The sequence below is a fragment of the Pseudoalteromonas ardens genome (assembly GCF_030125445.1).
Lineage (GTDB): Bacteria > Pseudomonadota > Gammaproteobacteria > Enterobacterales > Alteromonadaceae > Pseudoalteromonas > Pseudoalteromonas ardens.
Map to the genome: position 1 here is coordinate 128,772 of NZ_JASJUV010000009.1, position 14,709 is coordinate 143,480.

General features: G+C 47.7%; 14 protein-coding genes. 7 read left to right on the forward strand and 7 right to left on the reverse strand.

Annotation, left to right across the window (positions count from 1 at the left end):
• Positions 1 to 2: 2 nt before the first annotated feature.
• From QNM19_RS21400 to QNM19_RS24465, 4 genes are all read right to left on the reverse strand, one after another.
• Positions 3 to 899 carry a nucleoside triphosphate pyrophosphohydrolase family protein gene (locus tag QNM19_RS21400; protein ID WP_049863864.1) on the reverse strand — a complete coding sequence of 299 codons (897 nt, stop codon included), beginning with the start codon at positions 897 to 899 and terminating at the stop codon, positions 3 to 5.
• The gene (locus QNM19_RS21405) at positions 865 to 1,974 is read right to left on the reverse strand and encodes a nucleotide kinase domain-containing protein (RefSeq protein WP_284027188.1); all 1,110 of its coding nucleotides are present in this window, start codon (positions 1,972 to 1,974) and stop codon (positions 865 to 867) included. Before QNM19_RS21405 ends, QNM19_RS21400 begins: the two co-directional genes overlap by 35 nt.
• 137 nt (positions 1,975 to 2,111) lie before the next feature.
• Positions 2,112 to 2,744 (reverse strand): hypothetical protein, encoded by a 633-nt coding sequence (locus QNM19_RS21410; protein WP_156202212.1) that lies wholly within the window; start codon positions 2,742 to 2,744, stop codon positions 2,112 to 2,114.
• A 272-nt stretch (positions 2,745 to 3,016) separates the two neighbouring features.
• On the reverse strand, positions 3,017 to 3,277 hold the full coding sequence (locus QNM19_RS24465) for a YegP family protein (RefSeq protein ID WP_082225380.1): 261 nt from the start codon (positions 3,275 to 3,277) through the stop codon (positions 3,017 to 3,019).
• Between the two features lie 322 nt (positions 3,278 to 3,599).
• On the opposite strand from QNM19_RS24465, the gene QNM19_RS21415 reads away from it, so the two are divergent.
• Positions 3,600 to 4,463 carry a WYL domain-containing protein gene (locus QNM19_RS21415; protein WP_197094250.1) on the forward strand — a complete coding sequence of 288 codons (864 nt, stop codon included), beginning with the start codon at positions 3,600 to 3,602 and terminating at the stop codon, positions 4,461 to 4,463.
• A gap of 103 nt (positions 4,464 to 4,566) precedes the next feature.
• On the opposite strand, the gene glmS is transcribed toward QNM19_RS21415, so the two are convergent.
• Both glmS and QNM19_RS21425 read right to left on the reverse strand, forming a co-directional pair.
• Positions 4,567 to 6,387 carry a glutamine--fructose-6-phosphate transaminase (isomerizing) gene (gene glmS / locus QNM19_RS21420; RefSeq protein WP_049863861.1) on the reverse strand — a complete coding sequence of 607 codons (1,821 nt, stop codon included), beginning with the start codon at positions 6,385 to 6,387 and terminating at the stop codon, positions 4,567 to 4,569.
• Between the two features lie 31 nt (positions 6,388 to 6,418).
• Complete coding sequence (locus QNM19_RS21425) at positions 6,419 to 7,189, reverse strand: DeoR/GlpR family DNA-binding transcription regulator (RefSeq protein ID WP_010384921.1); 771 nt, start codon at positions 7,187 to 7,189, stop codon at positions 6,419 to 6,421.
• 527 nt (positions 7,190 to 7,716) lie between these two features.
• On the opposite strand from QNM19_RS21425, the gene QNM19_RS21430 reads away from it, so the two are divergent.
• From QNM19_RS21430 to QNM19_RS21445, 4 genes are all read left to right on the forward strand, one after another.
• Positions 7,717 to 8,469 carry a LytTR family DNA-binding domain-containing protein gene (locus QNM19_RS21430; protein ID WP_284027189.1) on the forward strand — a complete coding sequence of 251 codons (753 nt, stop codon included), beginning with the start codon at positions 7,717 to 7,719 and terminating at the stop codon, positions 8,467 to 8,469.
• 147 nt (positions 8,470 to 8,616) lie between these two features.
• Complete coding sequence (locus QNM19_RS21435; protein WP_049866521.1) at positions 8,617 to 10,584, forward strand: TonB-dependent receptor; 1,968 nt, start codon at positions 8,617 to 8,619, stop codon at positions 10,582 to 10,584.
• Between the two features lie 77 nt (positions 10,585 to 10,661).
• Positions 10,662 to 11,561 (forward strand): pepsin/retropepsin-like aspartic protease family protein, encoded by a 900-nt coding sequence (locus tag QNM19_RS21440; RefSeq protein ID WP_284027190.1) that lies wholly within the window; start codon positions 10,662 to 10,664, stop codon positions 11,559 to 11,561.
• 74 nt (positions 11,562 to 11,635) lie between these two features.
• Positions 11,636 to 12,109, forward strand: coding sequence for an aminoacyl-tRNA deacylase (locus tag QNM19_RS21445; RefSeq protein WP_010384914.1), 474 nt, complete (start codon positions 11,636 to 11,638; stop codon positions 12,107 to 12,109).
• Between the two features lie 33 nt (positions 12,110 to 12,142).
• On the opposite strand, the gene QNM19_RS21450 is transcribed toward QNM19_RS21445, so the two are convergent.
• Positions 12,143 to 12,448 carry a DUF6482 family protein gene (locus QNM19_RS21450; RefSeq protein ID WP_010384913.1) on the reverse strand — a complete coding sequence of 102 codons (306 nt, stop codon included), beginning with the start codon at positions 12,446 to 12,448 and terminating at the stop codon, positions 12,143 to 12,145.
• A gap of 174 nt (positions 12,449 to 12,622) precedes the next feature.
• Here QNM19_RS21450 and QNM19_RS21455 point away from each other — a divergent pair, with 174 nt between their 5' ends.
• Together QNM19_RS21455 and QNM19_RS21460 are read left to right on the forward strand one after the other, a co-directional pair.
• Positions 12,623 to 13,888, forward strand: a complete 1,266-nt coding sequence (locus tag QNM19_RS21455; RefSeq protein WP_049865721.1) for a LysM peptidoglycan-binding domain-containing protein — start codon at positions 12,623 to 12,625, stop codon at positions 13,886 to 13,888.
• Positions 13,889 to 13,913: 25 nt separating this feature from the next.
• Positions 13,914 to 14,705, forward strand: coding sequence for a hypothetical protein (locus tag QNM19_RS21460; RefSeq protein WP_049865714.1), 792 nt, complete (start codon positions 13,914 to 13,916; stop codon positions 14,703 to 14,705).
• Positions 14,706 to 14,709 lie beyond the last annotated feature (4 nt).

Genomic DNA, 14,709 nt, shown 5'->3' on the forward strand with positions numbered 1-14,709 from the left:
ACTTATCTATTGCATGCAGTAAAGCTCATATCCCTAGCGTCTAAATCACAAAATACAGTCCCAACTCTATGCTCCCTAAGCTCCCTCCAGACCTTAAAACCTAATAAGATTGATTCTTCCCACTGCTTATACGTTCGGACTTTTACTTCTAAATGCCCAGTTAAATCCTTAATCAGCTTCAGGATAGAAAATTCGACAGTCTCTACATTTTCATAAAAGCCGTGCTTTTTTGCATGTTCGAATACCAATGCAGATATTGCTTCATCAATAACCCATGCCCGGCCTCCATCTTCTACTTCATCAATGACTTGATCAGTAACCCTTTTGCACTTTAATAGCTTTCTTACAACAGGCGACCAACCTAAAACTACAGCGTATGCAAAATGGAAAACATCATGGTATCTGTAATAGTCTTCGCCATAAGAGTTATCTCTTAATGGGTTCCCAAACGCCTCTCCATCCAGCTTCACATTTATAAATGACTTTCCAGTCTCATCATTCTTTGATTCAAAAAACTCCAAATGAAATTGCCGTGGCAGTTTTTCGCCATCAGGTCTACAAAAATCAAAGCTCAAAGAGTCTGGAGTAGACTTTCTAAGAGAGGTTTCTTCCCATCTTTCTCGGACTTTATCCAAATTAATGGCAGCTATTTCATTTAAAGAAGTCTTCTCTATTGAAGAAATTACAGCTAAATACCAAAGGATATCTCCAAGTTCTTCAGTCACTTTATTTCGGTAAAAATGGTACCCATCCCCATCGCGAAGCTTTTTCTTAAACTCTGTAGTTAATTCCCCAACCTCGCCCGAAAGCCCAAGTAAGCAAATAGTCCTAGCTTGCTCAGTAGTAATATCGAATTGAGCTGTGCTAAGTGCAAACTCCTGATATTTGTCTAGATCCATATATACTCTCCATGTTGATTCCCCATTTGGGAGGAAATGTAAATTGAATTTGCTCTCGAGTCGGGCGGTATTTTTGTTTAATTTTTTGTCTACCTGACACACCACTTAGCTCAGGGTGTGCAACTCGACAATATTTATCTGTTTCACAAAATAGATTTTGTGTATCAATATATTGGAGTTTCCTTCCCCCTAAGTTATAAAATTCTAACCCCAGTCTTTCGAACTCATATTCTTGCCTCTCAGCCATAATTTTAATAATGTCTGAGTCGGTGTAATTGCCAGTCGATATGAAGCATTTTTTAATCCCATCTTTAGCTCCAGGCCCAGGGACCGTAAACTCACTTTCAGAAAAGTCCGTAATTTCACTGTAATTTAGATCAGTTACATACTGATACGCTAAAAATTTGCCAATCATTGGGTAAGCTAACAATAACTTGTAGGCTTCTTCCATTGATTCAGAGTTATGCACCTTCATAGGTAGGTGTTCATTTAACATCTTTTTGACTAATAAGAGGTGTGCTTGATGCTTCCTAGTAACGTTAAATTCTTTACATCCGGAAGCCATCATATAAGCATTAGAATAAATCTTAATTCCTTTATGCATTTGTTCATCAAGGAAACAAGCAAAAGCTTTGGCGTCAAATGTGTCAACACTTATCACGCCAAACTTAGACTCAAGCAACTTCCATGTTTCTACTTTATTGAAAAGCTTAAATAAAATAACTCTTAAGAACGTATCTTCGTGAGTAAAAGTATCAGAATATATAACATCTCGAATCAAAAATTGGCTCACGCGATCACATGCACGATAAGGGTTTGTGAATTTATACTGTTTTAATATTTCGTCGTTTGTGAGGCTAGAATTACAACCTTTCAGCTTTTCCCAAAAAACTTTTTGTCTTTCGCAGGCAAACTTCCAATACGTATCGTATCCAATGGAAGGCTCGACCCCTCCCCATTTACTTATGCTTATCATCAATAACATTCCACTCACATCGAAGCTCCAAATGAATGTATAACAATTAAAAGTGAAAGTCTCAAATCCAAACATGTTTGTGTCACGGTATTGATTCATACGCTACCTACCAGCCTTCACAACTTGTTTACTCACCGCTTCTAACTGTGGCGATCTTCATCGCCTTCATCTATCAGAAGAATATTTATTGATTTTAAAGAGTTAGACTAAACTTCATTGTCAGGAGGGCTTGCTCATCACTTTCTAGTCAACTTTACTCTAGGTTTTTCAAATGCAAAGAGCCTCACTAGTACATTTATAAAGATTTTGGTTTTCCTTCGACTAAACGCACTACGACCACCTCCCCTCTCGAAAACTCGTTCTAACCCCAGTAGCAGCATAACTACGACAAACTTTACTTCTAGAAAAGCAACATAAAAAATAATGGGAAAAAACAGGAAAATCATTGCAAGCTCTTCCCAAGAAACATTGTCGTAAAATTTGAAAACTGTGTTTATATCTGCACCACTCCTAATTGAAAGAGTTATTACACTAGCAAAGCTCATAAGAAGCATAGCTAAAACCCTTGGTTTAGACTCATTAGAGAAAATAAGCTCTAAGAAATCTTTGCCACTTAAGCTTCCAGCACATTTATATTTTTCGCGTAAATATATCGATTTATCTATCTGCTCAGCTAACGCGAGGTATTCCGATTGCTTGTAAGGTAGGTACTTTTCCAGCCAAAGTTTTTCCAACTTCCAAAGCGTGCTCTCCTCTGTATCGATCACTGAGTGCGCGCGCTGACGGACCAAGTCATCTTTTCGGAATGAAACCTTTAACCAACTGAAAAGTGTAATTAATGCCAAACTTAAGGCTACTGCTTTCTGCATCCCATCGCCTACGTTGCAATACCCAAAGTAACTTTCAAGCTTGAACACACCTACAAGCCAAAAGATAGAAATACAAAATGAGGACATAGACACTACAACAAACCAAGTCAACCATGACTTATACGAAAATACCCCTTTGTATGACCCGAAAATTCTGTAATAGTCATTAGTAGTAGTTTGGACGATTCTCATTAAAATCTCTTACCTAACAAACACTTAATTAATACAGTTGAAGCAAAGTAGTGGCCTGCTTTCCATCGTTTAAATACTAACTAGCTTGCTCTTTTTATTAATAAAGCTTTAGGGCCATACCGCTTAACAGCGTCAACTCCTGTCTCCATAGCTTGAACTGAAGAGTACACCTGACTCACACCTATAACTTTTTGATTCCCAGTTTTAAGAACAAAATATGGCTGATTTATTCTAGATGATAGCCGCTGGTAGTTGCTTTCAAAGGAGTTATTTATGCGACAAGATGCTATACCTTTATCTGCTCCTTGAGAGCTAACATACCCTTCACTCTCAAGTATGATTTCATTAGTTGGGCTACCAGTCGAAAGTAATACTGATTATTACTTCCAATGAATATTTCATATCTAGATGTCATAACTAATCTCCAATGAGATCAAAGGGGTTGATAGAACCTGACTGCATCATCAAAACCCAAACTCCTACCTTAGGTTTTCGACAATCCATTCGAGTACCTAATTAGACCTTCAACAGACCAAAGGACCAGCTTAGAACAAAATATATACTGATCATTATGATCATGTCAACACAAATGATCACATTGATTTATATTCTCATATGCTTTATTTTGATTACTATGTAATAAAACAGAGTCGTGCACAGAAAATGAACAAACACCTAGAAGAGATAGCTCCACAAGTAAAAGAGAGGCTCTCATTCATTGACTTTCATGTGTTTCTTTTAGGAAGAATAGGCCGGAAAGATCTAAGCGATAGATTCGGAATTAGCGCTCCTGCGGCAACACGTGATTTCAGGCTTTATAATGAAATAGCACCACATAACCTTATCTATAAACCGAGTGAAAGAGCTTATTTAAAAGCTGATAGCTTCTCACTGTTGACAACTCCTTCTGTTGACAAGTGTTTATCAACTCTTAGTTTTGGGTTTGGTGATTTTGAAGCTGTTGATTCGCCTCTAGGTATCTGTGAATCATCTATACTGGGCTCTCCAAACCTAGATACGCTCGCATCCATAACTAGAGCAATACATAACAAACAGCCAATAGGAATTCAGTATTATTCGACAACGACAGGAAAAAGTTCAAAATGCATAATTCCTCACACACTTGTTAATACAGGAATGAGATGGCATTGCAGAGCTTGGGATCGAGAAAAGCAAAGGTTTAGTGACTTTGTAATAAATCGAATCATTGATATTACAAATAGCGACTTTAGCAAAGCCCAAACTCATGAGCTAAAAGCTGAAGACGAAGCATGGAACACAAAAGTGACGCTTATTTTAACACCTCACCCTAGGCTTGCCGAAAAAACGAAACCAATAGAATTGGACTACAACATGTCTAGTGGACAAATAAAAATTGAGTCCAGGTTGGCAACCGCTTCATATCTCTTAATTGGATGGGATATTGACTATACCGAGCATCTAAGTGAAAAGAGAGAGGAATATAGGCTTGCGTTGAAAAATAGACATGAAATCCATGAGAAATTTGGGTCTCAATTGTTTCTTTGATAACAACCAGTGGGATACTTTATTGCATGAGGTGAAACTTTGTTGTACACACACTAAAAAAGGCGCTTTCGCGCCTTTTTTCGTTCAATCAACCTAACCCAACTTACTCTACGGTCACTGACTTAGCCAGGTTACGTGGCTGGTCGACGTCGGTGCCTTTGATCACGGCAACGTAGTACGAAAGCAGCTGTAACGGGATTGTATAGACAACTGGTGCAATGATGTCTTCTACGTGGTTTACGTTCATTACACGCATGGTGTCGTCTGATGCGAAGTTGGAGTCTTTGTCTGCGAAGACGTAGATGATGCCGCCGCGGGCACGGACTTCTTCGACGTTTGACTTCAGCTTTTCAAGCAGCTCGTTGTTTGGCGCGACGACGATGATCGGCATGTCGGCGTCGATCAGAGCCAGTGGGCCGTGCTTCAGCTCGCCTGCGGCGTAAGCTTCAGCGTGAATGTACGAGATTTCTTTAAGCTTAAGCGCGCCTTCCATTGCGATTGGGTACTGTGAACCACGACCCAGGAACAGTGAATGATGCTTGTCGGCGAATTCTTCTGCCAGTGCTTCGATGCCTTCAGCCATGTTCAGTGACTCTTCCAGCTTGTTTGGCAGGGTCTTGATGGCGTTCACGATCACGCTCTGGTCACGGCCTTTTTCCTGTGCGATTGACGCAGTTAGCATCAATAAACCCACTAATTGCGTGGTAAACGCTTTAGTTGACGCAACACCAATCTCGGCACCGGCTTTGGTCATAAAGGCCAGATCGGATTCGCGTACCAGTGACGAGCCCGGGACGTTACAAATGGTCATAGAGGCCATGTAACCCTGCTCTTTTGCCAGGCGCAGTGCCGCCAGGGTATCGGCCGTTTCACCAGACTGAGAAATGGTCACAAGTAGGCTGTTTTCGTGCACGAACGACTCACGATAGCGGAATTCAGAGGCGATTTCGACATTACAGCTTACGCCTGCGTATTGCTCAAGCCAGTAACGCGCCACCATGCCTGAGTGGTAAGAGGTACCACAGGCAATGATCTGAACGTGCTTAACGTCTTTGAAGATCTGGTTTGCCTGATCGCCAAATGCGTCTACTGAGACTTTGTCGCCGTCTAAACGCCCTTCCAGCGTATTACGCACGGCCATTGGCTGCTCGTAGATTTCTTTGAGCATGTAGTGGCGGTATTCGCCTTTGCCCGACACGTCCTGAGAAATGTTGGATTCAACCACTTCGCGCTCAACCGGTTCGCCGTTGATGTCGTAAATTTCGACTGTTTCGCGAGTGATGCGTGCCACATCGCCTTCTTCTAAGAAGATAAAGTTGCGTGTAACCGCAAGCAGGGCCAGCTGATCAGAAGCGATGAAGTTTTCACCCAGACCCAGACCGATCACCAGTGGGCTGCCTGAACGGGCAACGATGATTTCGTTGTCGTTGGCTTTGTCGAATACCACAGTGCCGTAGGCACCTTCCAGCTGCTTTACTGCCGCTTTAACTGAGTCCAATAAAGAGGTGTGCTGCTGACGCAGTTGGTGGATCAGGTGCACCATGACTTCGGTATCTGTGTCAGACACAAACGTATAGCCGTCGTCTTTTAATACTGAACGCAGTGACTCGTGGTTTTCGATGATGCCGTTGTGTACCAGTGCGATCTCTTCATTAGAGATATGTGGGTGAGCGTTTACTTCAGTTACACCACCATGTGTTGCCCAGCGTGTGTGCGCAATACCCGTATGACCGCTAACACCAGCTTCTGCTAAAGCCGCTTCCAGGTTCGCCACTTTGCCTACTGCCTTAACCGTATTCAGGGTACCTGCATTGCTTAATGCTACACCCGCTGAATCGTATCCACGGTATTCAAGACGCTTTAGACCTTCGATCAAAATACGGTTAACAGGACGTTCTGCTACCGCACCAACTATTCCACACATAAATTCTCCATTATTTGCACTTTGTGTGTTGTCACTCTACCTCTGCACAGATCAACTGCACGCCACGGGCCTCGATCGCCTGGCGCAAATCAGCAGCCAGGTTGTTGTCGGTGATCAAGGTCGTGACCTGATCCCAGGGCAATTCTAAATTCGGTATTCTGCGGCCTATCTTTTCAGATTCGACCAGCACAACCACGTCACGGGCCGCTTCAGCCATGACCTGGCTAAGCCCCACCAGCTCGTTAAACGTGGTGGTCCCCCTTGCCACATCAATGCCATCGGCACCGATGAACAAGGTATCAAAATCATAGGAGCGCAAAACTTGCTCGGCAACCTGCCCCTGAAAAGACTCCGAATGCGGGTCCCAGGTGCCACCGGTCATCAATAAGGTTGGCTCGTTTTCCAGTGCCAACAAGCGGTTGGCAATATTAATGGCATTGGTCATCACCACCAGCCCGCGCTTTTGCGCCAGCTCCGGGATCATCGCCGCCGTTGTGCGACCACTGTCGATGATGATGCGGTGATGATCTTTAATCAATGTAGCTGCCGCTCTGGCAATTGCCACTTTACGTAGCGTATCGCGCTCATCATCGCCTTTGGCGACTATCTCTTGTGGCAGCGCCACCGCACCACCGTAGCGACGCAGCAACAGGCCGCTTTTTTCCAAAGCGGTTAAATCCTTTCGAATCGTAACTTCTGATGTGGCAAATTCACTGGCTAACGCCTCTACGCTGACTTCGCCCTGAGAATTCACCATGGCAAGGATTGTATGTCTGCGTTGTTGTGTATTGCGTTTGGTCATCGTGGTTTTATATTAGTTATAAGTTTCGTTTCGAACGTTGTGAGATTATAGTCGTAACTTACGATTCGAAACAAGTTAAATTTTAATCATGGTTTTAAAGTTTGGGGTTGAGTATGAATTGGGCATAAAAAAACCGACCTGCTGTGCAGGCTGTGAGTGGTTCCCGGCTCTTTGGCCGGGATAACGTTAGAGGCTCTTTGGCCGGGGTGACGGTGGTGGTTGTTTGGGTGGGATGACAGAAGACTGTTGTGTGTTGAGCATAAAGAAACCGACCTGCTGTACAGGCTGTGAGTGGTTCCCGGCTCTTTGGCCGGGATGACAGAAGACTGTTGTGTGTTGGGCATAAAGAAACCGACTTGCAGTATAGGCTGTGGGTAGTTCCCGGCTCTTTGGCCGGGATAACAGCAGCCGTGGTCAATGGAGCGCGCTGCGATTTTATTAAGCTTGAATGATAGCCGGTTTGTTTGACTTCACATCCGTTAGCAGGATGCTAAAATACGCGGGTGTATCAAATATGGGAAAATGTGGTGTCGGCTCGGATCAGACAAGAATGGCTACTTTCGCTGTGCGGCTGGACACTGGTGATTGGCTTTCTGACCTTTATAGACTTGCTGCACGACTGGTCGGTCCCAGAAGACGAGCGCCTCAATAACCCGCTGTGGTGGGCGGTGCAGGAATGGGGGCTTTGGTACCTGTTGTCTCCGTTGGTTTTTCGCGCGCTGGCGCAGCTTGAGCCCGCTCCCCGGGTAAACACCCGGCTATTTTTAAAAATCATGGCGGGCGCCTACCTCATGGCCATGCTGTTACAAGCCCTGTTTGATCTGGTAGCGCTGGACGACCCCATCGCCTATACCCTCTATTACTTTGCGCCGGCGCATCTGCTGGTCCTGTTTGTTCTCACCATTTTGTGGCACACCCAATTTCGCACCATTGCAGAGCAAAATCAGGCGCATCCTGTGCTGTGGGCAGATCAGGGCAAAGACAAAGCGCCGGTCGCGTTTGATGACATTACCCATGTCACGGCGGCCAGTAACTATATGGAGATCCACACGCGCACACAGCAGTACCTAAAACGTGGCACACTCAAAGAGCTGATGGCACAGCTGCCGCCTCAGTTTATTCGCACCCACCGCTCTCATGTGGTCAACCTGTACGCCATAGACAGGATCCAGAACAAGCCGTCTGGTAGTGCCATTATTCAGCTCAGCGGTGGTGCTCAGGTCGCGCTAAGTAAAGGCTATAAGCAGGATGTGAAAGCACGGTTTGAACAACAAGCCTGAAATGCACCCTGTCCATTCGTCCCACATCCGCCGGGATTAGCAAACGTCCCACATCCATTCATCCCTGCCAGCCACAACTGGCCCCTAAGCTTTTGTTTCTCTTGGTTTGAATCCCTTAAAATAGGACAAACTTTCAAGGAGCGTTATATGAATCCAATTAAATCAGCTCTGCTGCCCTCGCTACTGATGTGCACCCTGTTCACACCGGTCTATGCTCAGCAGCAGGCCGACAAAGTGTTTGATCAGGCTGCGCTGGCCCAGTTTAATGCCCAGCATGCCCTGGATCTGCTCAACCAGCTGCCCACTTTCGTGCTGAGCGAAGGCAACAACGAGCGCGGCCTCAGCGGTGCCAGCAGTAATGTGTTGATCGACGGCACCGTGCCCTTGTCCAAATCCGATTCCATTGAGACCCTGCTGCGCCAGCTGCCAATCAGTCAGATAGCCAGCCTGGCACTCTATACTGGCCAACATCCGTTCAGCCAGCTCAGTGAATACACTCAGGTGGTGAACATTACGACCCAAGATCAGGGGGCCACCATCGACTGGCGCGCCAGGTTGCAGTCGCAGCACAGCTACCATGAGCTGAGCGAAGCCATGCTGAGTATGCAAACCCGTCTTGCTCAGTGGCAGCACACAATGAGCGTGAAATGGGTGAATAACCATGCTTATTCGTCTGGTGAACTGGCCCTGTTTTCCGATCCACAGCAACAGCAGGCCTCTGATGTGCAGCAGGAGCACTTTGCTGAGCGGCAACAGGGGGCTCAGTTCGCTCTGATCAGTCGTAAACAGCTCGAACACGGCACTTTGCAGCTGAATGCCTCGGCACAACACACCGACTGGCTGACCCGCTATCGCTGGACACCGGCGGTGCCTGAGCCCATGAATGGCACTATCGACGACGAAACTGAGAAGGAATATGAGCTGGGTTTTGACTGGTTGAAAGAGACTGACTCAGAGTGGCAGCTTCAGCTCACAGGCCTTGCCAGACGTGAGTTATCGGACTTGTCTATACAAGAATGGCAAAGTCTGGAACCGGCATTAACCACCTTTGAGCAGCGTGAGCATGCGCGCGAGCAGGTACTCAGGCTGGCTTATGGCAACCCGACCCATGCACTGCAACCCAGTATCGGTATCGAAGGCAGCTACAACTCGGTCACCGCCAACACTCAGGACGATGGCGACCCGCTCAGCAGCAAGGTTACCGAAACACGGTTTGAGCCTTTTCTGGCCGCCAGCTGGCAAATTGCACCGCAATGGCAAGTGTCGGGCAAACTCGCGCTGGAGCAAGCGACCCTGAAATCCGGCATTCACGCTGAGCAGACGCTGAAACATCGGCTGTTAAAGCCTCAGCTTAAACTGGGCTACGATCTCAATGAAGCCTCACAATTGACTTTCAGCGCCCAGCACCGGGTTGAGCAGCTGGACTTTGGACTGTTCCAGACTTCCCAGAGCAGTGGCTTTGTACGTACGCAAAATGGCAGCGAGCAGCTCAAACCCATGCAGTACACCGAGCTGATGCTCACCTGGCAATATGCCCGGGCCGATCTGTTTGAGTTTACGCTCAGTCCACTTTATCAGTGGCAACAGGATATCCACGAATATCAGCTGCAAGCCAATGGTAATGGTGCCATCGCCAACGCCGGGCGCGCCCGCTACTTTGGCCTGGACAGCGAGTGGAGCTTTAATACCAGCCGTCTGCTCAGTGCCAGCCGCATTGAACTGAGCTACACCTGGCGCGATGCGCGTTATGAAGACCCATTGAGTGGCACGCGACCCATTACAGACCTGACCCCGCACGAATTAATCATCGGGTTCCGTCGCGATCAAACCCGGTTATCCTGGGGCGTTGAAGCGTTTTTGCCTACCCGTCTGCGAGAATACTTCCATGATGAAGTCTTTACAGAGCGCGCCAGTACTGAGCTCAGTGCATTTGTACAGACCCAGGTTGGACAGGGATTGTCACTCAGGGCCGAGATGAACACGCTGAATAAGGCCAAATATCAATATGTCAGAGCACTTTACGCGTCCGACCGCAGCCAGCCACTGGACAGCAAAGAAGTGCTGGATGAAAATATCCAGCCGCAATTCAGCCTGACACTCAGTGGCCGCCTGTAATTTGGGCGGCATACTCGCAGTTGAGAGAAAGTTCAGCGATAATGTACCGCATCAAGCAATATAAGGACCCTCTTAACATGATAAGGCTCATCGGCTGTTTGTTCATTACTTTTGTATCGGCATGCGTGCAGGCCAGTATCACCCCCTGGATCTCATTTGAACTGGACAATGGCCACATAAAAGTCCCGGTGACAGTGGCTGGTAAACAAAGCATGGCGATCCTGGACACTGGTGCCCAGCTCAACGCCATCAATCAGAATTTTATCGACTTCCACCAACTGAACCTGGCGCACCATGGCAATGTCCAGATCGAGGGGGCGCATGATACAGAACGCAGAAAGCAATATAGTAATGTCGATGTGGAAGTGTTTGGGATCAAAACCAAACTGAACCAGCTGGCAGCAGTAAACATGGGCAATCCGCAGAATAGTCTGCTGATTGGCGCGGGTTTTTTCAGCCAGTTTGTGGTTCAGATTGACTATCCCAACAGCCGCATTCGTATGGTGACCCGAGATGTGATAAACGTCGCCAAGCACGAAAACATCAAAACGCAGCCGCACAAAGGCTCTGGTCTGCCGATTGTTCAGGTTGAGATGGCTGGCAAAAAAGTCTGGCTGTTACTCGATACCGGCAGCAACAGCGGCGTGTTGATTAATCGCCGCCTTGCCAAGGGGCTGGACTTGATCAGGCCGGAAGACCACCAAGTAGTGTCGCGGGGTGCCAACGCGCAAAGTACGCTGCGAACCACCCAACTGGAAGAACTCACATTTGGTCCATTTGTGTTGTCAAACGTGCAACTTGCTTACCCGGAAAAAGGCCATAAGCTCTCTCCCCTTAAGCAATATGCGCACACTTCAAGCATGATTAAAGGCAAAAGAGTTAAAGGCATACTTGGCTATGATGTACTTAAGCATTTTCTGGTTACACTGGACTATGCACGTGGCAACATGCACCTGAGCGTACCAGAAAAGCTCTGAGCGGATATTTTCTGCTTAACCGGGCCTGCTCGTCTATACTTAATGACCACAGTAAGTAAACACGAGGAGGTCCCATGACTCATCGTATCAGTGCCTACTTAGACACACACCTCATCCCTTATCGCGTCATCGAACACGTCGAAAGTCAGTCGTCATTTGGTTCTGCTTACCTGAGCCAGATCCCGTTACCCCAACTGGCCAAAGCGGTGATGCTGGAAGACCACGAAAGCAAACGTCTGATGGCCGTGCTGCCAGCCAATTACAAAATCAGCCTGAGCAGCCTCAGTGACGCTCTGAAACGGCGCTTTCACCTGATGAAAGAACGCCAGGTATATCGGTTGTTTTCGGACTGCAGCCCGGGGGCGGTTCCCCCCATCGCCGACGCATATCATCTGGATACGGTCTACGACGATCTACTGCTAAATCAGCCCCATGTATACATAGAATCAGGCGACCATCGTCACCTGTTAAAGCTTGCGCAGGCCGATTTTCGCCAGCTGATGGAAAACGCCAAACATCTGCGCTTTAGCCACGAAACGATGCATTAACGTGCGCCTGCGCTTTGCAACGCAGGCGTTTCGCTAAAGTGTTTCTTTATTTAGAGGCATCACAAATCGGCAATGGCCGTCGCTGACATTGCCGATCATTTCATCGTAGGCCGTTTCCATATCAAACGTTGCCTGCGTGGCACCTAATTCCGCCAGCACCAGCTCAGCTTCGCGCAGGGAGTTGTAGGTCATGGTCTTGCCCTGACGATCAGTCAGTAAATGATAATTGCCCAGCGCATCCAGTCCACCGGCAAGATAATGATTAGAGTCGGCATAGCTGAGGATCACGGCATCCATATGGTTCTGATCAAGCTCGTTTTTTAATTCGGAACGTAACATAAAGGCCCCCTGACGGTACGGAGTTTAGATGCAGGGCTGAGCCCTGATCACAAAGGTAAGTTTAGCTCAATTTACGTACAGTTCAGGCAGAACGATCAGCCAGGCCTAACAAGAGTGGCAAAAATTCCCAACTTATATACAATCAAAACAAACAATAATAACGCCGAATCGCCGATGCCAGTCAGAATTTTTCTCCTGCTGTTAACCCTGATATTACTCAGCGGTTGTCAATCAACCCACTCAGAGCACACCCCGGATGAGCACCTGAATGGTCACAGCACACCCGTCGCCCATTTTGAACCGGATCAACCTTTGCCTGCATTGCCAACGCCCTATACCAGTGATGACGTCTGGCAGCGTATTCGCATGCAACTCAGCTTTGCCAGCTCAACTCACCCCAGAGTGCTGAAGCGCGTTAACTGGTATCTGCAACACCCCAAGTATATGCACACCATCAGCGATCGCGCCCGGCCATACTTGTATTATTTGGTGAATGAAGTTGAACGCCGCGGCCTGCCCATTGAACTGGCCCTGATGCCGCTGATAGAGAGCGACTTTAACGCCCAGGCCTACTCAGAAAAACACGCCTCCGGGCTATGGCAATTGACACCTTTGATTGCAAAACATTATGGCGTGACCATTAATCCCTGGTTTGACGGACGGCAAGATCTGCTCCAGTCGACCCAGGCGGCACTCGATTTTCTGGTGTACCTGCACAAACGCTTTGACGGAGATTGGTATCATGCCATTGCGGCCTACAATACCGGTGAAGGACGGGTCGCCACCGCCATCGCCCGCAATCGCAAAGCAGGTAAACCCACGGACTTTTTCTCACTGAGCCTGCCAAAGCAAACCCGACACTATGTGCCTAAACTACTGGCGGCGGCCGCCTTGCTGAAACAACAGCGCATGCACTTTCCGGCCATAGACAATCAACCCGCCTTTACCCAACTGGCTCTGGACAAAGCCGTGATCTTGCCTGACCAACATGACTGGGCAGAGTTAGAAGTTCTCAACCCTGGCTTTCGACGCTTTCCGGTGCTGCTTAACGGACCAGGTCATGTGCTGGTGCCGACGGCTCGGACACAAGAGTGGCAACTGGCCGCTAATGAGTTTCAGGCACTGCCAGATTCGCGCTGGCAGCAAGTGGTGGTGCGTCGGGGCGACAGCCTGAGCCGGATTGCCGGGCAACATAATGTGTCCGTCAGTGAGCTGCGCCAGTTTAATCAGCTCAATAGCGATATGATCCGCATTGGTCAGACGTTACTGTTGCCATCACGTGAAGAAAAACTAGACTACGTGGTCAAGCGCGGTGACAGTTTGTGGCGCATTGCAAAGCAGTTTGGCGTAACGGTCAAGGACCTGAAGCGCTGGAACCAGCGTGACAATAACCGCCTGCAGCTTGGTGAAACACTGGCCATTCATCTCTCCGCGCCCTAATTAAACTGTGAAAAGGACATGTCGCATGACACAACAGGAAACCGCCTCAGTAACTCAGAATGACGACCAAAACGTGACCATTTTGCCAGATCCTGACCAGCCGGACGAGATGCATCACGATACACCCAAGCGATTTTTTCAGGGCAAGCAACTGCGACTGTCTCGCTCCAAAATGAATACGGTGCTGGCCTTGTGCGCCATGTTGATCTCAGCCGCCTCTTTCTATGCCACCTATATGCAAGCGAAAGCCGCACAGGAACAGGTCGCCGCGGCAGAGCGGCAACTGGAAGCCGAAACCTGGCCCTGGCTACAATTCAACTACAGTAACTTTGATCTTGAATCCGAGCGGCCGAGGATCACCATAGGTATCCTCAACTCGGGTACTGGCCCGGCCCTGATCAAGTGGGTGCAATACCAATACCGGGGCCAGACCTACGACTCGATCATTGCTCTGTTCGATGCCTGTTGTAACATCAGTGCCTATCGTGACGCACTCGACAGCGCACAGCAGGACGACAGTGACGTCAACGTGCTGGCCAAATTTGGCTGGTACATTACCAGCCGGGCCGAGCACTCGCTGCTGGCGGATGGTGCATCTCTGCCTCTGTTCACCATGCAAAAAAGCAATTTTAACAATCGCTTATGGGATAAAATCGACAGCATGTCTGAGCAAGTAGAGGTCTATACCTGTTATTGCTCACTGCTGGAGCAATGCTATATTTCTACCGTCAACTCGCATGTCTCCCCGGTTTCCGATTGCACCGCAGGCAAGCTGACACTCGCACAACGGGATAATTCATCCACAACGGAGCATTAACGGG